We start from the raw sequence: 23,333 nt of genomic DNA on the forward strand, positions 1-23,333 counted from the left end.
TTTTTTATTTATTCCATATAAATACACATTATTTATTCCGAAAAGTGAAAGCGTAAATAACAAAAACAACCAACTTATTTATTATTAAAGAAAAGCGTATTTAAGTAGGACGATTCTGTTGAGAGCTTTCGTAGATTTTCCCATTTTCCTATGGTAAACTGACAAAGTTGAGAATGTTAGAACAGATCGTTTAGGAGGAAACAGATGTTTACGAATGAAATAAAAATCATGCTTTATGTGGACGATGTAGAAAAAAATGCAACGTTTTGGAGAGCAGTTGGCTTTGCGGAAAAAGATCGTCAAGAAATGGATGGGACGCTTATAATTGAAGTAGGAGTTGAGGACAGTCAAACCTCATTTCTGTTATATGATCGAGCATTTGTTGAGTCCCATTCACCTGGCACAGCTACTAGTGCCCCATCTTTGATGTTTTACAGTAAAGATATCTTTGGACTATATAAAAAAATGCAGACGCAATCAGTCACATTAGGTGATATGGTACAGCTTGGAGAAGAATATGTCTTTAACTTTGCTGATCCCGATGGCAACTACTTTGCGGTTACAGGTAAATAATAGAAATAAAGACTTTGTTTTTCTGTGCGAAACAGGAAAGCGAAGTCTTTTTAATTCAAATAATAATATTATGTAAACAAAAAACTTTCCATGCGTAATTATACACAAGCAAATAAATCGTCAAATGCGAACGCCTTCTTTATACTGTTTAGGAACGAAAAGAAGGAAGGAAGAAATACATGGATTATCAAGTACTGCTTTATTACAATTATACAAAAATCGAAGAACCAGAGGAATTTGCCAAAAATCATTTAGCCTTTTGCAAATCTTTGGATCTTAAAGGTCGTATTCTAGTAGCTGAAGAAGGAATAAATGGTACTGTGTCTGGAACCGTTGAAAACACGACTGCCTATATGAAAGCAATGAAAGCTGATCCTCGATTTGCTGATACGATGTTCAAGATCGATCCAAGCGAAGGACATGCCTTTAAGAAGATGTTTGTAAGATACCGTCCAGAGCTTGTAAGTTTAAAGCTAGAAGAGGACATTGATCCAAACCAAGTGACAGGTGCCTATCTTTCACCGCAAGAATTTAAAGAAGCTATTTTAGATGAACAGACAGTGGTGATTGATGCACGGAATGATTATGAATATGACTTGGGACATTTTCGAGGGGCTGTACGCCCAGATATACGCAGTTTTCGAGAGCTTCCAGACTGGATCCGCGAGCACAAAGAAGAATTTATGGAAAAACGGGTAGTGACCTACTGTACTGGTGGCATTCGTTGCGAGAAGTTTTCTGGTTGGCTTGTCCGTGAAGGATTCAAAGATGTCGGACAGCTGCATGGCGGTATTGCTACTTATGGTAAGGATCCTGAAGTCCAAGGAGAATTATGGGACGGCAAGATGTATGTGTTTGATGAACGGATCGCTGTCGATATCAACCAAGTAGATAAACAAATCGTCGGTCGCGACTGGTTTGACGGAACACCATGTGAACGATATATCAATTGTAGCAATCCTGAGTGCAATCGTCAGATTCTTGCTTCCATTGAAAATGAAGAAAAACATTTAGGAGCATGTAGCATAGAGTGTGCGAAACATCCGCGCAATCGCTATGTTCAAGACCATGGAATCTCTCCAGAAGAAGCAGAACTGCGGTTTACAGCTTTAATTAAATAGAAAACAATAGTTTTGATTGTCGACCATTTCCAATATGCGCTATACTAGCGTTGAGGATGGTGATCCACATGAAATCATTGATTTATGCTATTGGGGATGTCCATGGCAAACATGAGCTTTTTGAAAAACTTATTCACTATTATGATCCAAAGATCCATCAGCTTGTTTTATTAGGGGATCTCAATGATCGAGGTCCTCGTACAAAAGAATGTTTTTTATTAGGAAAGCAATTAGTCGAAGAAACAGGAGCCATTTACCTCCGGGGAAACCATGAAGAATATTTTTTGCAATTTCTGCAATCACCGGAGGACTGGTATGCGCCTTATATGAGAAATGGTGGAAAAGAAACGTTTGAAAGCCTGATTCACCCAGGGGCATCGGAGGAATACTCCCCAACTGAAATCTCGATGATGATCCAATCGAGATATTCAGAACTGATTAAATTTTTAGTCCAGCGCCCCTTGTATTATGAATGGGAAAATTATCTTTTTGTCCATGCCGGTGTGGATTTGACAAAGAAAGACTGGCGTAAGACAAGTCTAAGAGACTTTATTTGGATAAGGGAACCATTTCATGAAGGGAAAAACAATACAGGTAAGACAATTGTATTTGGACATACGATTACACCAATGCTCCATGGAGATATGCAGACAACAGACCTCTGGATTCAGGATCATAAAATCGGAATGGACGGTGGGGCTGTATTCGGAGGGTCATTGCATGGGGTTGTTTTTGACAAGGAAGGTATTCTTCAAGATATTGAATATCAGAACAACGAAGGACCTTGGCATGGAATCTGACTAATGGAAAGAATGAAGGAGCTGTGACTTTGTTGCGGCTCTTTTTATTTTTATAGAGAATATTGTTTCTTTCAGTAGTTTAACCCAGGATAAAAAGTATGATAGAATAAAGAAGCAATTTTTAGCAGAAAAGAGGCATTTTAATGACGGAAAATTTGAACCAGACGATCATTCAGCTTGTACAAAAAGAACTTTCAGACTATCGTCCTAAGCAGTTGACTACTGTACTTAATTTGTTAAATGAAGGAAACACTGTTCCTTTTATCGCGCGTTACCGAAAAGAAATGACTGGAAGTCTTGATGAAGTCCAGATTCGTGAAATCGAAGAGCGGTATGCCTATCTTGAAAACTTAGAAAAACGTAAAACTGAAGTGATTCGGCTAATCGATGAACAAGGGAAACTGACTCCCGAGTTAGAAGCAGAAATCACCCAAGCCGTGAAAATGCAACAAGTGGAAGATTTGTATCGTCCATACAAACAAAAACGACGGACAAAAGCAACGATTGCTAAAGAAAAAGGACTTGAACCACTCGCGAAGTGGCTGATGCAGCTTACAGATGGAGAGGTGCAATCTGAAGCAGAAAAATATATTGACAAAGAAAAAGAAGTCTCTTCTGCCGAAGAAGCGTTGCACGGTGCTCATGAGATTATTGCTGAACAAGTCAGCGATAATGCAAAATTTCGGACTTGGATTCGGTCTTATACGTATAACAAAGGTATGTATGTCAGCAATGTCAAGGATGAGCAAGCAGATGAAAAAGGCGTATATGAAATGTATTATGACTTTGCAGAACCCGTCCATAAAATGGTTTCTCATCGAATATTAGCTACTAATCGTGGAGAAAAAGAAGATATTCTGAAAGTATTCTTTCAAGTAGATGAAGCAGCAATTTTAGCTTACTTGGATCGCCAAATAGTCAAAAATCCTGCCTCTCCTTCTTCTTCATTCGTCAGAGAAGCCTATCAGGATAGTTATAAACGCTTTATTCAGCCAGCAATCGAGCGAGAACTGCGCAATGAATTGACTGAAAAGGCAGATGAGCAAGCAATCGCTATTTTCGGCGAAAACCTCCGTAATCTTTTGTTGCAACCGCCACTAAAAGGTAAAGTTGTCCTGGGATTTGATCCGGCTTATCGTACTGGATGTAAACTAGCAGTCGTAGATGCGACAGGGAAAGTTTTAGCAATCGAAGTTATTTATCCTCATAAACCTGCAGCGCAAGCAAAAAGAGAAGCTGCTGGACCAGCTTTTATCCAATTAATTAATAAATATCAAGTAGATATGGTAGCTATCGGAAATGGTACAGCCAGTCGGGAATCTGAACTTTTTGTGGCTGAGCAGTTGAAATCCGCCGACCATAAAACCTATTACGCTATCGTCAACGAAGCAGGCGCTTCTGTTTACTCCGCTAGCGAAATTGCACGAAAAGAATTTCCGCATCTACAAGTTGAAGAAAGAAGTGCTGTTTCTATTGCCCGTCGCCTGCAAGATCCTTTAGCTGAATTAGTCAAAATCGATCCTAAAGCTGTCGGAGTAGGCCAGTACCAACATGACGTTTCTCAAAAACGTTTGGCTGAACAATTGGATTTTGTTGTGGAAACAGCGGTTAACCAAGTAGGTGTGGATGTGAATACAGCAAGCCCGCAGCTCTTGCAGCATATATCAGGATTGAATAAAACAACTGCCCAAAACATTGTCATTTATCGTGAAGAAAACGGAGAATTCACCGCACGAACTCAATTGAAAAAAGTGCCACGCTTAGGACCAAAAGCATATGAACAAGCAATCGGATTCTTGCGAGTCCCTGGTGGGAAAAACATTTTGGACAACACAGGTATCCATCCCGAAAGTTATTCTATTGCAAAAGAAATATTAACTTCAGTCCAACTTTCAGAAAAAGAGCTTGGTACAGAAGAAGCAGTAGAAAAATTGACACGATTATCCGTAGAGAAACTGGCTGAAAGCCTATCAGTCGGAGAAGAAACGTTAGCCGATATTTTAGCTGGGCTGACACAACCTGGACGAGATATGCGTGATGAGATGCCAGCGCCCTTATTACGTACAGATGTATTGAGTATGGAAGACTTGAAACCAGGGATGGAATTGACTGGAACGGTCCGTAATGTCATTGACTTCGGCGCATTTGTTGATATCGGTGTGAAGCAAGACGGACTTGTCCATATATCGAAACTCAGCAAAAAATTCGTCAAGCATCCTACAGATGTCGTGTCAGTAGGAGATATCGTAACAGTTTGGATAGAACAAGTCGATACGAAAAAAGGCAGAATCAGTTTGACGATGCTTTCCCCTTATGAAGAGTAACAATGAGGAGTAACAAAAATTGACACAAGAAGAACTGCAGCAGTTAGTAGAAGAGATATCATTAAAAAGCTTCCAGCTTCCTTTCAAGCACCAAGCAATGTTCAATCCACGCTTACGTACAACTGGCGGGCGCTATCATTTAAACGATCATCATTTAGATTTTAATGCGAAGCTATTTGAAGAGTCAGACGAAGAGACGATTGCAGGAATCATCAAACATGAACTTTGCCATTATCATCTTCATCTAGCTGGAAGAGGGTATCAGCATAAAGATATGGATTTCAAGTATCTTTTGAAAAAAACAGGAGGGTTGCGCTATGCACCAGCCTTGACGAAGAAACAGATAAAGATGGAGTATTATCGATGCCAAGATTGTTCTGCCACGATCTGCCGCAAGAGAAGAATCGATGTACGCAAATATCGTTGTGGAAGATGTCATGGAGAAATCAAATGGATTGAGACAAAAAGAGAAGACTTTAATGAAGCACAAAAAATCAGATGAAAGGATAGAAGGCCTTTGGAAAAAAGTGAGCAGAGGAATCTAAAAGACTGGAATCAGCTATTAAATTTTTTAGCCGCACCTGAAGAGGGAAATTTTGAGGAACTGACGGCACCTACACTTATTTTAGCTGGAAACTGTCTTCCTATCTTAGCTGATAAAGCAGCACAAATGTATTTAAATGGCCAAGTAGATCAATTGTTTTTGGTCGGAGGGGTGGGGCATGCGACTAGAATCCTTTATGAGAATTTTGAAAAGCAAGGATTTCATTTTGAAGATGGCATGAGTGAAAGTGAAATCTGTCGTCAGTATCTAAAAGAAGTCTATGATTTGCCCGATAAGGCTTTTCTGATAGAATCGAAGTCTACAAATTCTGGAGAGAACGCCACTTTTTCACTGGAGATTCTTCATTCCTTAGGAGCTGTACCAGAAAAAATCTTATTGATGAATGATCCGACACTGCAACGCAGGACTCGAGCAACTTTTGAGAAAGTATGGCAAAATGAACAAACTATTTTCGCGAATGCTGTGCCATTTGTGCCGGAAATCCTTCACTTTTCTGAAGAGATCATCTTTACAGCAAAAGAACTGAATCATCAATGGCCTAAGGAATATTTCCATGCGCTAGTATTAGGAGAAATGGAACGTCTCCATGACGATGAGAACGGCTATGGTCCGAAAGGAAAAGATTTTATTCCTCACATTGATATATCAGAGGAAGTTTGGTCTTCTTACACCAGAATTAAAGAGTCAATAAAAACGGATTTTTCCCGTACTTGACCATTTTAGCAAGCGAATCCTCCTTTCCAAATAAATTTGGTTGAAATTTTCAATCGTTTATAAGATAATGAGGAGCGTGTTGAATGTAATAGCTAAAAGAATGGACGCTAGATAAGAGAAGAGGATTCAAATGGAAAATCAAAATAAATTGTATCATTTTGTTGGTATCAAAGGTTCAGGAATGAGCTCCTTGGCTCTTGTTTTACATGAACAAGGTCTAAATGTCCAAGGATCAGACATTGAAAAATATTTCTTTACACAAAGAGATTTAGAAAAAGCAAATATCACGATTCTGCCATTTAACGCAGATAATGTAAAACCAGGGATGACGATCATTGCAGGAAATGCATTTCCTGATTCACATGAAGAAATCCAGCGAGCAAAAGAATTAGGTTTGGAAGTGATTCGCTATCACGACTTTATTGGTCATTTTATCCAAAATTATACGAGTATCGCTGTAACAGGCTCTCACGGAAAAACAAGTACGACTGGACTGCTCTCTCATGTATTGAGTGGTGTCCGTCCAACAAGTTATCTAATTGGAGATGGAACAGGACATGGTGATCCGCAAGCGGAATTCTTTTCATTTGAGGCCTGTGAATATCGCCGTCATTTCCTTGCCTATTCACCAGACTATGCAATCATGACCAATATCGATTTTGATCATCCGGATTATTATACAAGTATCGACGATGTATTTACAGCTTTCCAAACAATGGCTGGACAAGTGAAAAAAGCTATTTTTGCGTATGGTGACGATGCTTATTTACGCAAATTAAAAGCAAATGTGCCGATTTATTATTATGGTGTCACAGAAAACGATGATATCCAAGCACGAAACATCGAACGCACAACTTCTGGTTCTGCTTTTGATGTCTATCATGGGGATGAATTTGTTGGGCACTTCACTGTACCAGCATTCGGTAAACACAATATCTTAAATGCTTTAGGTGTTATTGCAGTAGCTTATTTCGAAAAACTGGATCTGAAAGAAGTTGCAGAAGAAATGCTGACTTTCCCAGGAGTAAAACGTCGATTCAGTGAAAAGATCGTAGCAGACATGACCGTAGTCGATGATTATGCGCATCACCCTGCAGAGATCAAAGCAACGATTGATGGCGCACGCCAAAAATATCCAGATAAAGAAATAATTGCAGTTTTCCAACCCCATACGTTTACGCGTACGATTGCATTGATGGATGAATTTGCAGAAGCACTTGATTTAGCTGATAAAGTTTACTTATGCGATATTTTTGGTTCGGCTCGGGAAGAACAAGGAAACGTTAAGATTGAAGACCTTGGAGCGAAAATCAAAAAAGGTGGAGAAGTCATCAAAGAAAATAATGTATCTCCATTGTTAGATTATCATGATGCAGTAGTAATCTTCATGGGTGCTGGAGATGTTCAAAAATTTGAACAAGCGTATGAAAAACTTTTAAGCAGCACGACGAAAAATGTACTGTAATACAATTACTGCAGTGTCCTTATAAAAATAGAAAGAGGGGGAGTGGCAAAAATCTTGCCAATCCCCCTTTTTTGCAACTTATGATAAACGGTGTTCAAAAGCTTGCATCTGCGGTAATAAGCCCAACCAAATCAAAAACATGAGAAGCTGTTTTTCTTGGCTGTTCTTATTACTTGATGCAGGGCAGCTTTTTCACGACCTCAGATAAACGGTGTTCAAAAGCTTGCATCTGCGGTAATAAGCCCAATCAAATGAAAAATATGAGGAGCTATTTTTATTTGACCATTCTTATTACTTGATGCAGGACAGCTTTTTCACGACCTCAGATAAACGGTGTTCAAAAGCTTGCATCTGCGGTAATAAGCCCAATCAAATCAAAAACATGAGAAGCTGTTTTTCTTGGCTGTTCTTATTACTTGATGCAGGGCAGCTTTTTCACGACCTCAGATAAACGGTGTTCAAAAGCTTGCATCTGCGGTAATAAGTCCAGCCAAATGAAAAATATGAGAAGCTGTTTTTTCTTGGCTGTTCTTATTATTTGATGCAGGACAGCTTTTTCACGACCTCTGTAAACTATAGGAATCTGTTAAATCAAGGGAGCAGAACTTGCCTTTTACGCTACTTTTGGTACAATAATGTATGATTAAAAATAAACTGGAGGGTTTCTATCTTGAACATAGGTAAGCCGAGAAAACTAGGAAAAACAATAAATGAAATCGAGGAAGGCGACTCGTTATCCTTAACAGAATCTATTGAAGATAACCAGCTTTTGCTGTATTTGGGATTGACGAATGATGCAAATCCTTTGTATATCCAACATGACTTTGCACAAAAAACAGAATATCAACAGCCAATCGTTCCATCAGTGATGCTGATGGGGATCATCACAAGTGCAATTTCAAAGCATCTTCCTGGACCAGGATCACATGTTGTCAATTTTTCTGTCAATTTTATTGAACCGGTTTTCCATTATGAAACACTGACTTTTCAGTTTGAGGTCATAAAAGTAGATAAGATGAAGGATGTGGTGACGATTTCTGTAGAAGCGGAGAATACGAACGAAGATCGTGTGTTGGATGCTGTCGTTATGGTCCAACCGCCACAAGTTCCTGAATTGGAAATAGCAATCGAAAGTGAAGGTGAATTGAATGAATAATCCAAGTACATCAATGTCAGGTATCAATCGTTTTTATGCAAAAGTTTATGGATTTTTAGGTATGGGACTTGCCCTTAGTGCAGTCACTTCTTACTTGGCTCTTTGGGTATTTCCTTTGCAATTAGCAACTTTTATCAATAATTTTCCACTAGGCTTTGTGGGTCTGTGGATCGTTGAACTGATTTTAGTAATGGTTCTAGGCGTAAAAGCACAAAAGAATCCGAGCTTAGCAATCGGTGGATTTATTGCCTACTCTCTTTTGAATGGCATAACATTAGCGGTTACTCTTGCATACTACGATATTGGAACAGTAACGCAAGCTTTCTTGACAGCTACTTTGATGTTCATGGGGATGTCTGTTGTCGGAGTAACAACAAAAAGAGATCTTAGCGGGGTTGGAAGAGCAGGACAGGCAGCTTTAATCGGAGTGATCATTGCACTAGTCTTGAACATCTTCATTTTGAGAAGTAGCGTAGTTGAGCTGTTCATCTCCCTACTGTTAGTCGTCATCTTTGCAGGGATTACAGCTTATGATAACCAAAGCATCCGTAATATCTATGTCCAGACAAACGGAACAGCACATAGTGGAATTGCTGTATTCATGGCATTGAAGCTGTATTTGGACTTTATCAACTTGTTCTTGGCGTTTCTGAGAATCTTTGGACGGAACAACTAAAAAAGAAAAAAATTCATCAGTTGGGGCTATACCGAATTATTTGGTATGGTCCCGCTTTTTCTTTTCGCATTCCGCAGGATTCTTTGTTAGAATGAATAAGAACTTTACAGTAAGGAGTTAAGAAGATGACAAAAAATAAATTATTACTCGTTGATGGGAACAGTGTGGCTTTTCGCGCATTCTTTGCGCTTCACAATTCTCTTGAACGTTTCAAAAATAGAAACGGTCTTCATACAAATGCAATCTATGCATTCAATACGATGTTTGAAAATGTTATGCAAAAAGAGCAACCGACTCATGTTCTGGTTGCGTTCGATGCAGGAAAAACGACTTTTCGGACAGAAATGTATGCGGAGTACAAAGGTGGAAGATCCAAAACACCTGGCGAATTCAAAGAACAAATGCCATATATACGTGATTTGTTGACAGGACTAGGGGTACAGTATTACGAATTGCCCAATTATGAAGCAGATGATATTATCGGTACTTTGGCAGAAAAAGTAGACAAAGATCAATTTGATGTCGTCGTGCTTTCAGGTGATCGGGATTTGACTCAATTAGCTAGTAAAGAAGTAAAAGTGGATATCACTGTAAAAGGTGTCAGCGATATCGAAAGCTATACACCAGAACATGTAGCGGAAAAATATGATGGGTTGACGCCAAAACAGATTATTGACATGAAGGGACTAGCCGGAGATGCCTCTGACAATATCCCCGGTGTGACTAAAATCGGTGAAAAAACAGCTATCAAGCTATTGAAACAATATGGCTCAGTCGAAGGAATTTATGAACATATCGATGAAATGAAGCAAAGCAAAATGAAAGAAAATCTGATAAATGACAAAGAGCAGGCTTTCTTATCGAAAAAATTGGCGACCATCAATACTTCAGCGCCTGTGGATGTCTCTATCGACTCATTGAAGTATGAAGGGAAAAATCTCGATAAACTCGTTCCGTTTTATAAAGAAATGGATTTCAATCAGTTCCTTTCTAAATTGAATATCGTAGAAGAAGAAGTAAAAATGGATGATATTTTGTTTGAAGTCGTTCATGAATTCAAAGAGGAAATGTTTACTACGGATATGGCGTTGTACGTGGAAATGATGGGCGACAATTATCATACAGAGGAAATCGTCGGAGTAGCGTGGGGGACAGAAAAGAAAATTTATGTCACGAACGATCTATCTGTATTCGAAAACCGAGCGTTCCATTCTTGGATCACTGATCCGACTCGGCTGAAAAAAGTATATGATGCGAAACGAACTTATGTTGCTTTAAACCGCTATACTGGAAAAACGAAAGGAATCGATTTTGATGTCTTGCTAGGTGCATACCTTCTCGATACGAATGAAAAAAGCACAGATATCGAAGGAATAGCTGCTCATTACGGATACAACGATATCCAATCAGATGAAGCTGTATACGGCAAAGGGGCGAAAAAAGGTTTACCAGAAGAAGAGGAACTCTTTTTTGCTCATTTAGCGCGAAAAGTAGCTGCAATCAATGCGTTGACACCAAAATTGAGCCAAGAACTGGCAGATAAAAACCAAGAAGATCTTTTCCGGAAAATGGAACTGCCATTGTCTATCATTTTGGCAGAGATGGAAATAAGCGGGATCAAAGTAGATGCGACTCGCTTACAAGAAATGAAGGGCGAGTTCTCTGCTCGCTTAAGAGAGATCGAACAAAAAATCTACGAAGAAGCCGGCGAAGAATTCAATTTGAATTCACCAAAGCAATTAGGAGTGATCTTATTTGAAAAAATGGGATTACCCGTTATCAAAAAAACAAAAACTGGATATTCCACAGCCGTAGATGTACTGGAACAGCTTCGTGAACAAGCACCAATCGTAGAGGATATCCTCACCTATCGTCAAATTGCAAAAATTCAATCTACCTATGTCGAGGGACTGCTGAAAGTGATCCAATCAGATGGAAAAGTGCATACCCGTTATGTCCAGACATTGACCCAAACAGGACGATTAAGCTCTGTTGATCCTAATTTGCAGAACATCCCGATTCGATTAGATGAAGGGAGAAAGATACGTCAGGCATTTGTTCCTAGAGAAAAAGACTGGCTGATTTATTCTTCTGACTATTCACAAATCGAGTTACGCGTACTTGCGCATATCTCAAATGATGAACATTTGAAAGCTGCCTTCCTAGAAGGTCAAGATATCCATGCCAGCACAGCGATGCGTGTATTTGGAATCGAAAAGGCAGAGGATGTCACACCAAATATGCGTAGGCAGGCAAAAGCAGTGAATTTTGGTATCGTGTATGGCATCTCTGATTACGGACTTTCACAAAATCTAGGAATCAGCCGAAAAGCAGCACAGCAATACATCGATACGTACTTTGAAAAATACCCAGGTGTCAAAGAATATATGGAAAGAATCGTACGCGAAGCAAAAGACCAAGGCTACGTCGAAACGCTGTATCACCGCCGTCGATATCTGCCAGACATCAATTCAAGAAATTACAATATCCGTTCTTTTGCGGAACGAACAGCTATCAATACACCAATCCAAGGAAGTGCTGCTGATATTTTGAAAATCGCGATGATCGAATTGGATAAACGATTAAAAGAAACAGGTCTTCAAGCTACGATGCTGTTACAAGTTCATGATGAACTTGTCTTCGAGGTACCGAAAAAAGAACTTGAATCATTAGATAAATTGGTGAAGGAAGTTATGGAACAAGCTGTTTCTCTTCATGTACCACTGATCACTGACAGCAGTTGGGGAAAAACGTGGTACGAAGCAAAATAAACATTGTTTAAGACAGAGCAATATAATGAAGGTGAAAAGAAAAAATGCCAGAATTACCAGAAGTAGAAACCGTTCGTAAAGGATTGGAACGGTTAGTAGTAGGAAAAACGATTCAAAAAGTTCAGGTCTTGTGGCCCAAGATCATCGAGCAACCAGAGACACCCATCTTTGAGGCTTCTCTTGTTGGCGAAACCATCCAATCCATTGGACGTAGAGGGAAGTTTTTAATTTTTCATCTCGATCATTATGAACTGATCTCACACTTGCGAATGGAAGGAAAATATCAATTTACGAAAGAAAATACACCAATCGATAAACATACGCATGTACTTTTCTTTTTTGAGGATGGAAGCCAACTTCGCTACAACGATGTACGAAAATTTGGTCGTATGACAATCGTCGAAAAAGGAGCAAGTGCAACTTACCGAGGAATCATGAAATTGGGACCTGAGCCTTTGCCAGATAGCTTCTTATTAGCAGATTTCGCAAATGGACTGAAAAAGTCCCACAAAGCAATCAAGCCATTGCTGCTAGACCAACGTCTAGTGACTGGTCTAGGTAATATTTATGTAGATGAAGCATTATGGGAAGCGAAGATCCATCCAGAACAACCGGCGAACACACTGCGCCCCAAAGAGGTAGAACAATTACGTCTATCGATCATTGATGTTTTGGATCGTGCAATAGAAGCCGGAGGTACCACGATTCGCAGTTATTTGAATGCATTAGGAGAATCAGGCGGATTTCAAGTAGCACTGCATGTCTATCAGCAAACTGGCAAACCATGTATACGTTGTGGAACGCCGATCGTGAAAACAAAAGTGGCACAAAGGGGGACGCACTATTGTCCGAATTGTCAAAGGCTAAAAATCGCAAAGTAGGATTTGTTTTAGGTTTGACGGGTGGAATAGCTACCGGTAAAAGTACGGCAGCCAAAGTCTTTCAGTCTCATGGATTTCCTTTGATCGATGGCGATGTGATTGCCAGAGAAACTGTTGAGCCTGGAACGCTTGCTCTGAGGAAAATTGTATCAGTGTTTGGCCAAGAGGTATTGCAGCCTGATGGGCAACTAGATCGAGGGAAACTTGGGATGATTGTTTTTCCATCAAAGGAAAAACGGCAAAAACTTGATCAGCTATTAGATCCGTTTATCCGAAAAGCGATAAAAGATCAAATCGCCTCTCTAAGTTCCAATCATCCTTTAGTAATTGTAGATATCCCATTGCTCTACGAAGGTCATTATGACCACTATATGGATGCAGTAGCTGTCGTTTATACTACGCCAGAAACTCAGCTTCAGCGTTTGATGAAACGTAATCAACTGACGCTAGAACAAGCGCAGCAGAGAATTAGTAGTCAACTTCCAATCGAAGAAAAAAAGCAGCGTGCGGATATTTTGTTCGACAACAATGGAACAAAAGAAAAACTTGTGGGACAAATCGAAAATTGGCTTTTTGCTAATCGCTTTCTTTGAGTATCTGTGTCAATTTTGCTATCCTGAGTATATAGAAAGTGAGGGATAGCGATGGGATCATTAAAAAATCAAAAGGATAAAGTCGTAGGTAACGCAAAAGAAAAAATCGGCGAGATGCTCAATAAAGAAAATCTAATCGATGAAGGTCGTACGCAATCAGAAACAGCAGAAGAAAAAGAAAAGCAGTACCAAGCAAGAATCGATGAAATAGAAGACCAGCAGGCAGAAGAAGAAGCGAAGCGGCAAGATTTGACTCAAGAACGAAAAAATCCGACACCTGATCGTAGTAAAACACCGCTCCCAGAAAGTGACCACATTCCCGATGAGCAAAAAATCGAGGAACAGCGAATGAAACACTATACAGGAATCGAAGAGAAGTTATAAAATAGTAAAAAATCGAGATGTGACTTGAAGCAGATGAGAAGGTGTTCATCTGCTTCAAGTTTTTTGTGCTAGATGACTAAATCAGCTTTTGTGTAAGTTATTTCTCAGTAATCAAGGTGATCAGTATTGGAAAATTGAAATTTAGTAAGGACAGGGGACACAATTACGCATGAAAGTAGAAAAAATTGTTCTTATATCCGTGTTTTTTGGGTAGGACAGTCGCGTTTGTGATTTGTTTCGTGTTATAATACAACTAGTTGTAAAGAAAGACACATCCTTTATATAAAATGCGATGCAAGAGGTGAGACAAAATGAGATGTCCCAGATGTCAACATAATAATTCACGAGTAATCGACAGCCGTCAAGCAGATGATGGACGTGCGATCCGTCGCCGTCGCGAATGTGAGAATTGTTCGTTCCGATTCACTACATTTGAACGAATTGAAGCTGCTCCGTTATTAGTAATCAAGAAAAACGGGGAACGCGAAGAGTTCAATCGCGATAAAATTTTAAGAGGACTCATCCGTTCAGCAGAAAAAAGACCTGTAGCTATGGAACAAATGGAACAAATCGTCAACCATGTCGAAAACCGCGTACGCAGTCTCGGAGAAAACGAAGTATCGACGAATCTAATTGGTGAATATGTGATGGAAGATTTAGTTGATTTAGACGAAATCGCTTATATTCGTTTTGCAAGTGTTTATCGCCAGTTCAAAGATATGTCTGTTTTCTTAAAAGAGTTGCAAGATATCGTGGATAAAGCAAAAGAAAATAATAAAGAGAATAATAAAGAAAACAATTAAGAAACAAAAAGGAGGCATTTCCTTGGAAAATGCTTGGAAAGAGCTTCAACCAAAAAATATTTACCAAGGAAGAAAAGCGGCTCCGCTGAGAGAAGACAGCAAGAACGCCTTGCTGTATCTTTATCAGCCACTAATCGGCGGAGAAGCCTTGAGTATCTATTTCACCCTGTTATCAGAAATCTCTCAAGAATCTGGCAAAGGTCCTGAAGGGATGCATGCAGATCTGCTTAGTAGTCTAGGCTGCGGTATCCCGCAATTTTATGATGCAAGAAAAAAGCTAGAAGGAATCGGCTTACTGGATGTTTATTTTAAAGAAGATAGTGATCTGGGACCTCGTTTTATTTATGAGCTGTTAGAACCACTCATTCCTAAAGCATTTTTCAAAGACTCTGTTCTGGCTTTTCTTCTTCTGGAAAAAGTTGGTGAACGACGATTCCAGAAGCTTACCCAATTGTTTGAACCTAAAAGGCATACAGCAGAGGGATATCAAAAAATCACAAAAAAATTTTTAGATGTTTATCGCTTCAATGAAGCAGTGTACGCTGCTAATCAAGAAAACATCGAATCGCTGAATAAATCTTTTGAAGAATCTGAATCAGTAGCATTACTTGAAGCAGATTCGACATTCGATTGGCAGTTTTTGAATGATTGGCTGGCAAAAAAACATATTGCAAGTCTTGATGATCCAATCATCAAACAAGTCGACATGTATCATCAGCTTTACGGTTTCGATGAATTGACACTTGGCGAACTGATCAGTCAATCTTATGACTTTAGTGAACAAAAAGTATCTGAAAAAGAACTGCAAAAAGCCATTTTGGCAATGCAGAGACGTCCGGTGAAGCAAACAAAAGAAACAGTTGCGGTTTCTGAAAACAGTAATGAACCCTCGTCAAACGAACATTTGACAAACGCAGCGCTTCAGCTGATAAAAGAAGCACAGAGCATTCCACCGATGAAATATCTGGAAGCAATCAAGTCAGAAAAAGGCGGATATGTTTCTAAACAAGAAAACTGGTTACTGCAAGATCTTGTTTCTCAATCAGGTCTTTCCAGTAGCGTGATCAATGTTTTGTTGAATTATGTATTGGTGATCAAAAATAATGCTAGCTTAAATGCTAGTTATGTGAATACAGTGGCAAATGAATGGGCACAAAAGAAAATCGCCACAGCAGAAGAAGCAATTCAGCATATTCGGCAAATAAGCAATCAAGCAAAACAATCAAAACAAAAGAAGCAAACAAATTATCCAAATGGCAAGCGAAATGTTCGGCGGGAAAAGCTTCCTGATTGGGTCAATCAGCCAAAAGATGAAAAACAGATCAGCAGCGAGAAAAAAGCAGAGATTGACCGCCGTTTTAAAGAATACCTGGCAAAAAAGGAGGGTGACATCTAGTGGAAGACGTAGGCAAAGAATTGAAGAGGATCATCAGCAAACGCAATTATCAAGAAAAGTATGCTGAAATGATCGCTGAAGTCTTAAATGATGCGGATGTTCAAGCTTTTCTAAGCGCACACCAAGAAGAATTGACACAAGCGGATATTGAAAAAAGTTACGCCAAATTGTATGAATTCGTGCAAGAAAAGCGTAAATATCAAAAAAACGATCCAACGATGATCGCTCCCGGCTATGAGCCGAAGCTGACATTGAATTTTCATTATGTGGATGTCACTTATGTACCAACGGAAGCATTGTTAGCACGGCAAAGACAAGAAGAAATCAGAAGCCGAGTAAAAGCAATGGATATGCCAAAAGATATTCAATCGGCTTCTTTTGAAAACTTTGAACGTACAGATGGACGAGGATATGCGAGCTTAGAAGCCCTAGATTTTGTAGAGAAATATACTGCTGATCCAAAAGGGTATCATAAAGGACTGTATCTAGTAGGAAGTTTTGGTATTGGAAAAACATATTTATTAGGAGCAACAGCGAGAGAATTAGCGATTGCTGGATTCACCACGACGCTAGTCCATTTTCCGACATTTGCCGTTGAGATGAAACAGGCAATCGGAAAAGATCAAGTGGCAGAAAAGTTAGATGCAGTGAAACGTTCACCTATTTTGATGATCGATGATATTGGTGCAGATGCGATGAGTAGTTGGATACGAGACGAAGTATTCGGTGTTATCCTTCAATATCGGATGCAGGAACAGTTACCAACCTTCTTCTCATCGAATTTTACAATGGATGAATTGGAACAGCATTTGTCCGTCACTCAACGTGGAGATGAAGAGCCGCTAAAAGCGAAACGGATAATGGAACGCATACGTTATTTGACAAAAGAAATCGAAATGACTGGTCGCAACCGACGCAATGGTTGAACAGTTGACAAGTCCAACTGACATTTGACCTAGTAGTAAAAGCAGGTCAGCGAATCATTATATGGACAGAAATGACCGGAGACAATCACCGCAACAAGTAATGCAGAAACTTAAACGGAGGATTTTTTATGAGGGCTATTTTTTCTAGTATATCTGTAGTTGGTCTATTTTTTCTTTTAGCAGGCTGCGGTAGCGCAGATAGCAACACAGGTTCTGTTGATTCGATTGATGCGGGTCAAACAGTAAAAACAAGCAGTACGAAAACGGAGGGACAAAGCATATTTGTTGGAACGATTGAAAGTATCACTCAAGTAGAAGCAGAAGAAGAAACGCTTCAGTTGAAACTCGTCGATGTCATGGCCAAAGAAGATCCAGCGAATATGGGAACGTCATTCAGCAATGACGGAGTGATCTTAAATGCTACTGCTGAAAAAATAAGCGTGGACATAAATGAATTGAAAATCGGTGACAAAGTCCAATTTACATTAGTTGAGATGCCGATCATGACGATGTCTATCCCACCGCAAGTTCCTGGAGATTCGATTATTGATGTTTCATTGAACAAATAACCAACAACATTTTTTCAAAAATAAGAAAATGTTGTTTTATAGAACGAAAAGGTATATTTTTTAAGGAGATATGGGAATTTTTTTATTCCTAGTCTCCTTATTTTATTTGGAAAATGCTATAATTATCTAGAAGGAGTGAAGCTATGAACCATTTAGATTTATCTCAGCGCTTAGCGGCAGTGGGTGACTTTGTTCCTGAATCCGCTCGTTTAGCAGACATTGGATCAGATCACGCTTACTTACCCGTTGCATTGATATTAAGAGGAAAAATCGAATATGCAGTTGCTGGTGAAGTCGTTCAAGGTCCTTATGAATCAGCACGTAAGCAAGTCAAAAAAGATGGATTAGAAGACCGTATCACCGTACGCCTTGCAAATGGTCTAGATGCTATCCAGCCACAAGATGGTATTACAGCTGTCACGATTGCGGGTATGGGAGGTTCACTGATCCGAGATATCCTAGAAGCTGGCAAGTTGAATCAACGCTTAAGCGGACAAGAACGTTTGATCCTTCAGCCAAACATCGGAGAGCGTACATTACGATCTTGGCTGCAAGAAAATCAGTATAAAATCCAATCAGAAAAAATACTTGAAGAAAATAAAAAAATATATGAAATCATTGTAGCCGAAAAAGAACAAAAACCAGTTACTTACAATGAAATGGAGCTGATGTTCGGGCCATTTCTGCTTGAAGAGAAAAGTGAGATCTTCAAATCAAAATGGACAAGAGAGCTTCAACAAAGAAAAGCTATCCGTGAACAGCTCAAACAAGCAGCTAATCAAGAGACACGTCAAAAACAAATCGAGCAGGAAATCCAAATGATTGAGGAGGTTTTAAAGACATGACAATCAGCGGACGCACCTTCATCCAAAAGTTTGAAAGCTATTGTCCTCAGTGGCTAGCTGAAGAAGGAGACCCAGTCGGACTGCATATCGGAACATTGGATAAGCCAATCCAACGAGTAATGATGACATTAGACGTTCGTCCAGAAGTGGTCGAAGAAGCAATCAAGAAAAAAATCGATTTGCTGATTGCTAAACATCCTCCAATCTTTCGTCCTGTAAAACGGCTGGTTACTGATCAGCCACAAGAAAAAATGTATGCAGATTTGTTGAAACATGATATTGCCGTCTATGCAGCACACACGAACATGGATATTATTTGGGATGGACTGAATGACTGGTTTTGTGAACTTCTCGGTATTGAAGTGGAGAGTTATTTAGTAAAGACTCATGAGATTCATTATAAAAAACTGGCCGTTTATGTACCTGTGGATCATGCACAGAAAATGCGTGAAGTATTAGCTGCAGCTGGTGCTGGTACACAAGGTGATTATACCGGTACAAGTTTTACCTCGATTGGACACGGTCGATTTACTCCGGAAGCTGGTGCACAACCAGCGATTGGGAAAGTAGGGAAGACAGAACAAGTTCAAGAGGCAAAAGTTGAGGTTATTTTGCCGGAAACTATCGAAAAACAAGTGATTCAAGCCATGCGGTCAGCTCATCCTTATGAGGAACCTGCTTATGATCTTTTCGCTATAGATGAACCAGTCGAAATGTTTGGGTTAGGACGAGTAGGTGAATTGCCGCAAGAAATTTCTATAGAGGCATTTGTAGAACAAGTAAAAGAAGCGTTCCAACTAGATGGACTGAGAATAGTCCAGCCAAAAAATGCAAAATCCTCTGTGAAGCGCATTGCGATTTGCGGTGGAAGCGGTGAAAAATTTTATCCGCAAGCAATCGCCCAAAGAGCAGATGTCTATATCACGGGAGATATCTATTATCATACGGCTCATGATATGCAAAGCGCTGGGTTGATCGCAATTGATCCCGGTCATTATATTGAATCGTTATGCAAGCAACGATTTATCGAGAAATTTGAATCTTGGAAACAAGAAGAAAATTGGGATATTAACTTTTTCGTTTCTGAAACAAATACAAACCCATTTCAATTTAATTAAAAGGAGAGAATACTATGTACGAAAATCTTTTGCCACGTTTTTTACGATATGTCAAAACAGAAACACGCTCCGATGCAACAAGCAAAACGACTCCATCGACTCAGACACAAGTTGCTTTTGCGCAAGAATTGAAAAAAGAATTGGAAGAGTTAGGCTTAGCTGATGTTTTCTATAATGAAGATAACGGATTCGTTATGGGAACATTACCAAGCAATGTTGATCATGAAGTGCGTTCCATTGGATTTATTTCTCACATGGATACAGCAGATTTTAATGCAGTAGGAGTCAATCCACAAATCATTGAAAACTATGATGGTGAGTCGACGATCGTACTAGATGCGGAAGAACGCTATACATTGAATACAAAAGATTTTCCAAATTTGAAAAATTATGAAGGCCACACATTGATCACAACAGATGGCAGTACATTACTGGGAGCAGATGACAAATCAGGGATTGCGGAAATCATGACTGCAATGGAGATCTTGATCAATAATCCTTCTATCCCTCACGGTACCATCAAAGTGGCTTTTGGTCCTGATGAAGAAATCGGTGTCGGAGCGGATAAATTCGATGTTGAGCAATTCGATGTAGATTTTGCTTATACAGTCGATGGTGGTCCTTTAGGTGAGTTGCAGTATGAAACGTTTAGTGCTGCTCAAGCAAATATCACGATCCAAGGGAAAAATGTACATCCAGGGACGGCAAAAGATACAATGATCAATGCTCTACAGTTAGCAATCGATTTTCATAATCAGCTTCCAGCCGATGAAGTTCCAGAAAAAACGGAAGGATACGAAGGTTTCTTCCATTTGATGGCATTGGATGGGAATCCTGAAGAAGCTTCTATGAGTTATATCATTCGCGATCATGATCGTGAAAAATTCGAAGCACGCAAAGCACAAATCACCCATATCCAAGAAGAGTTGAATCAGCGATTTGATCAAGAACGAATCAAAGTAGATATGTATGATCAATATTACAACATGAAAGAAATCATTGAAAAAGATATGAGCATCGTGGAATTAGCGAAACAAGCAATGATCGAGCTTGGTATCTCTCCAGTGATCGAACCAGTTCGTGGAGGAACAGATGGTTCAAAAATCTCTTACATGGGTATTCCGACGCCAAATCTATTTGCCGGAGGAGAAAATATGCACGGACGATTCGAATTTGTTTCTTTACAAGTAATGGAAAAAGCAACAGACGTGATTGTAAAAATTGCAGAATTGAACACAAAGAGTTAAAATCGAAAAAGAACAGCTTATGACAAGGCGTTCGTCCCAATGATGGAATGTCATCTGTCTAAGGCTAAAGGGCAGGACAATGGAATTGGTTGTCCCGCCCTCTTTTTTGAAGAGTAAATAGGAGGTAAAGAATGGAAAAGCTGCTAGTTTTTTATAACAAAAGTTCAGGGAAAGATGAGGGTGAGAAATTAGCACGCTGGTTTCAAGATTATGTAAAAGAAAAGCAGCCAGAATTATATGTAGAACTAGCTGAAACTGGCCCATCGATTGATGATGCGGAATTAGTCAAGAAAGCAGAAGCTATAGAAGCTGATACTTTAGTAATTATAGGTGGAGACGGCACGATTCATCATATCGTCCAAGCGTTCCAAAAAACATTATCTCAATACCATGTCGGATTACTTCCAGGTGGAACTGTCAACAACCTTGCACGTTTTCTTGAGATTCCCCTCAAAAAAGAAGAAGCTGCTGACGTGATCCTGGAAGGTAATGTACGGAAAATAGACTATGGTCAAGTCAATGATGAAGTCATTATCTCTACACTGACAATCGGAATCTTAGCAGATACAGCAGTTTGGATCAGTCAAGAAGAAAAACAGCGTTACGGCTCGTGGATCTTTATCAAGAAGTTTTTTAAGTTATTGCTGAAGAAGAAAAAATATCATTTGGATTTAGAAACAGACGAGGAGCATTGGAAAGGAAAATCCCAACTGTTGACAGTCACGATGTCTAACTCCGTGGGCGGTTTTACAAATTTTGACGACTCAGCGACCCCAGATGATGGAAAATTCCATGTAACGATCGTACCTTCCTTAGATATTTTCCGATTTATTTTTTATTTGCCTAGAATCATGAGAGGCAAATTCTATACGATCCCCGGCATTACTTATTTCACAGCCAAACGCATGAAAATCCAAGCACAGGAAAAATCTGTGGGCACTCGAACGGATGGAGACACGACAGATGATCTTCCAGTTGAATTATCTGTTGTATCAAAAGGATTAACAGTTTATTCACCAAAGAAAGAAGAAAAAGCTTAGAAATAGTAGTTAACAGAAAGTTGGAAGAAGAGTAATGGATGTATTGTTACACAATCCTTTGTGGTTTTACCTTTTCATTGTGAATTTTTACTTATTTTGTCTGATGGGGTATGATAAACATCAGGCTAGAACTAGCGACTGGCGTGTTCCTGAGAATAATTTGGTATTTGTCAGCCTGTTAGGCGGTGGTTTGGGAGGATTGATCTCTCGAAAAGTTTTCCATCATAAAACGCGGAAAAAGAAGTTTACTATAGGATTCGCTGCAGGTGTACTTGTTGATTTGATTCTCATTTATTTTTTCCATTAAGGAGCAGGAGATGTCGTCTAAAGGAACGAAAACTAAAATCATTCTAAATCTGCTTTTGCTGGTTGTGATTTTTGCCATTATTTATTATTTAATCAATCAATCATTTGCAGATATCTTTGCCGAATTGCTGTCTACCAGTATTGTTGTTTTGGTAGCAGCTGTTATATTAGGGACAGTTTACCAAATCGCTGAAGGGCGCTCAATCAAAGAAATTGCTGAACCTTTCGCGCCGAATTTTACAACGAAAGATGGGTTCTTGACCTCTAGCTATATTGCGTTTTACCGAATCGTTTCATTTGGTACAGGAACGCTGATCTCGGAGATTTATTTTTATAACAAAAAAGGAATGAAGCTATCCCAGGGAGCAGGGGTGACAGCACTCCATATGATTATGTACAAACTGGCAGTGATCACTTATGCATTAGCTGGCTTGGTCATCCAATTCTCTCTTTTTTATTCTAATGGTCCGTCAATGATCTGGTTTATCATCGCTGGTATCCTTTTGACGATCGTGATTGTTGCCTTTTTATTGGCGATGTCCGTCAGCTTGAATGTCCAAATATTTTTTGTCAGCTTATCGAATAAGTTATTTAAGAGTGAGCGTTTGCGAAAATGGGTGGATACATGCAATCAGCAGATCTACTCTTTAAGGGAAACGGTCCAAACCATTATCCAAGACAGGACTGCGCTATTGCGGATTTATCTATGGAATATGTTAAAACTTGTATTTTGGTATGTACTTCCCTATTTGATTCTGATTGAAAACCATCCTAAAATAGATTTTCTACTGACCATTTCGTTTATCAGCTTTGCAGTAGTGCTTTCAGGGGTTATTCCTACGCCTGCTGGTATTGGTTCCTTTGAATTTGTCTATTTGTTATTATTCAGACCAGTTGTTGGAACAGTTGACGCAGTTTCTTCGCTTTTACTGTATCGTTTCAGTTCCTTTATCTTGCCATTTCTCTATGGATTTGTGTATGTGATTGCTGAACGGCGAAGAGTGATCAAAGAAGAAATAATAGAAGTAAAAAAAGAGAATAAAGAAAATCAAGGGTAGGT

General features: G+C 39.3%; 23 protein-coding genes. All 23 read left to right on the plus strand.

Features of this window, described 5'->3' with window-relative positions:
- The first annotated feature begins 204 nt into the window (after positions 1–204).
- The 23 genes from PYW34_RS05215 (at position 205) to PYW34_RS05325 (ending at position 23,331) form a co-directional block, all read left to right on the plus strand.
- Complete coding sequence (locus PYW34_RS05215; RefSeq protein ID WP_002296407.1) at positions 205–573, plus strand: lactoylglutathione lyase; 369 nt, start codon at positions 205–207, stop codon at positions 571–573.
- A gap of 179 nt (positions 574–752) precedes the next feature.
- Positions 753–1,694: a rhodanese-related sulfurtransferase gene (locus PYW34_RS05220; protein ID WP_002296405.1), complete on the plus strand. Its 942-nt coding sequence runs from the start codon at positions 753–755 to the stop codon at positions 1,692–1,694.
- Between the two features lie 68 nt (positions 1,695–1,762).
- Positions 1,763–2,494: a metallophosphoesterase gene (locus tag PYW34_RS05225; protein ID WP_002296404.1), complete on the plus strand. Its 732-nt coding sequence runs from the start codon at positions 1,763–1,765 to the stop codon at positions 2,492–2,494.
- A gap of 143 nt (positions 2,495–2,637) precedes the next feature.
- Positions 2,638–4,818, plus strand: a complete 2,181-nt coding sequence (locus PYW34_RS05230) for a Tex family protein (RefSeq protein WP_002296403.1) — start codon at positions 2,638–2,640, stop codon at positions 4,816–4,818.
- A gap of 19 nt (positions 4,819–4,837) precedes the next feature.
- Positions 4,838–5,320 carry a SprT family protein gene (locus PYW34_RS05235; RefSeq protein WP_002296402.1) on the plus strand — a complete coding sequence of 161 codons (483 nt, stop codon included), beginning with the start codon at positions 4,838–4,840 and terminating at the stop codon, positions 5,318–5,320.
- A gap of 15 nt (positions 5,321–5,335) precedes the next feature.
- On the plus strand, positions 5,336–6,097 hold the full coding sequence (locus PYW34_RS05240; RefSeq protein ID WP_002296401.1) for a YdcF family protein: 762 nt from the start codon (positions 5,336–5,338) through the stop codon (positions 6,095–6,097).
- Between the two features lie 130 nt (positions 6,098–6,227).
- Positions 6,228–7,562, plus strand: a complete 1,335-nt coding sequence (murC, locus tag PYW34_RS05245; RefSeq protein ID WP_002296400.1) for a UDP-N-acetylmuramate--L-alanine ligase — start codon at positions 6,228–6,230, stop codon at positions 7,560–7,562.
- Between the two features lie 670 nt (positions 7,563–8,232).
- Positions 8,233–8,718, plus strand: a complete 486-nt coding sequence (locus tag PYW34_RS05250) for a MaoC/PaaZ C-terminal domain-containing protein (RefSeq protein ID WP_002296398.1) — start codon at positions 8,233–8,235, stop codon at positions 8,716–8,718.
- Positions 8,711–9,394: a Bax inhibitor-1/YccA family protein gene (locus PYW34_RS05255; protein ID WP_002296397.1), complete on the plus strand. Its 684-nt coding sequence runs from the start codon at positions 8,711–8,713 to the stop codon at positions 9,392–9,394. Before PYW34_RS05250 ends, PYW34_RS05255 begins: the two co-directional genes overlap by 8 nt.
- Before the next feature lie 125 nt (positions 9,395–9,519).
- Complete coding sequence (polA, locus tag PYW34_RS05260) at positions 9,520–12,165, plus strand: DNA polymerase I (protein WP_002333048.1); 2,646 nt, start codon at positions 9,520–9,522, stop codon at positions 12,163–12,165.
- 44 nt (positions 12,166–12,209) lie between these two features.
- Complete coding sequence (mutM, locus tag PYW34_RS05265) at positions 12,210–13,046, plus strand: DNA-formamidopyrimidine glycosylase (protein ID WP_002300666.1); 837 nt, start codon at positions 12,210–12,212, stop codon at positions 13,044–13,046.
- The gene (coaE, locus tag PYW34_RS05270; protein ID WP_002288324.1) at positions 13,010–13,639 is read left to right on the plus strand and encodes a dephospho-CoA kinase; all 630 of its coding nucleotides are present in this window, start codon (positions 13,010–13,012) and stop codon (positions 13,637–13,639) included. The genes mutM and coaE overlap by 37 nt, the downstream gene beginning before the upstream one ends.
- A gap of 51 nt (positions 13,640–13,690) precedes the next feature.
- Positions 13,691–14,023: a hypothetical protein gene (locus PYW34_RS05275; RefSeq protein WP_002288325.1), complete on the plus strand. Its 333-nt coding sequence runs from the start codon at positions 13,691–13,693 to the stop codon at positions 14,021–14,023.
- Between the two features lie 311 nt (positions 14,024–14,334).
- A complete protein-coding gene (gene nrdR / locus PYW34_RS05280; protein WP_002288327.1) occupies positions 14,335–14,826 on the plus strand; it encodes a transcriptional regulator NrdR in 492 nt (163 codons plus the stop codon).
- Between the two features lie 22 nt (positions 14,827–14,848).
- Positions 14,849–16,222, plus strand: coding sequence for a replication initiation and membrane attachment family protein (locus tag PYW34_RS05285; RefSeq protein WP_002300664.1), 1,374 nt, complete (start codon positions 14,849–14,851; stop codon positions 16,220–16,222).
- Positions 16,222–17,148: a primosomal protein DnaI gene (gene dnaI, locus PYW34_RS05290; RefSeq protein ID WP_002288331.1), complete on the plus strand. Its 927-nt coding sequence runs from the start codon at positions 16,222–16,224 to the stop codon at positions 17,146–17,148. Before PYW34_RS05285 ends, dnaI begins: the two co-directional genes overlap by 1 nt.
- Before the next feature lie 128 nt (positions 17,149–17,276).
- A complete protein-coding gene (locus PYW34_RS05295) occupies positions 17,277–17,717 on the plus strand; it encodes a hypothetical protein (RefSeq protein ID WP_002323022.1) in 441 nt (146 codons plus the stop codon).
- A gap of 143 nt (positions 17,718–17,860) precedes the next feature.
- On the plus strand, positions 17,861–18,562 hold the full coding sequence (locus PYW34_RS05300; RefSeq protein WP_002300656.1) for a tRNA (adenine(22)-N(1))-methyltransferase: 702 nt from the start codon (positions 17,861–17,863) through the stop codon (positions 18,560–18,562).
- On the plus strand, positions 18,559–19,680 hold the full coding sequence (locus tag PYW34_RS05305; RefSeq protein WP_002288338.1) for a Nif3-like dinuclear metal center hexameric protein: 1,122 nt from the start codon (positions 18,559–18,561) through the stop codon (positions 19,678–19,680). Before PYW34_RS05300 ends, PYW34_RS05305 begins: the two co-directional genes overlap by 4 nt.
- Before the next feature lie 14 nt (positions 19,681–19,694).
- Positions 19,695–20,927 (plus strand): peptidase T, encoded by a 1,233-nt coding sequence (gene pepT, locus PYW34_RS05310; RefSeq protein WP_002288340.1) that lies wholly within the window; start codon positions 19,695–19,697, stop codon positions 20,925–20,927.
- Between the two features lie 131 nt (positions 20,928–21,058).
- Positions 21,059–21,967, plus strand: a complete 909-nt coding sequence (locus PYW34_RS05315; protein ID WP_002300651.1) for a diacylglycerol/lipid kinase family protein — start codon at positions 21,059–21,061, stop codon at positions 21,965–21,967.
- Positions 21,968–22,001: 34 nt separating this feature from the next.
- Entirely contained in the window at positions 22,002–22,274 is a 273-nt protein-coding gene (locus PYW34_RS05320; protein ID WP_002330119.1) for a DUF1294 domain-containing protein, read from the plus strand.
- A gap of 10 nt (positions 22,275–22,284) precedes the next feature.
- A complete protein-coding gene (locus PYW34_RS05325) occupies positions 22,285–23,331 on the plus strand; it encodes a lysylphosphatidylglycerol synthase transmembrane domain-containing protein (protein WP_002300648.1) in 1,047 nt (348 codons plus the stop codon).
- Positions 23,332–23,333 lie beyond the last annotated feature (2 nt).

The sequence above is a fragment of the Enterococcus faecium genome (assembly GCF_029023785.1).
Lineage (GTDB): Bacteria > Bacillota > Bacilli > Lactobacillales > Enterococcaceae > Enterococcus_B > Enterococcus_B faecium.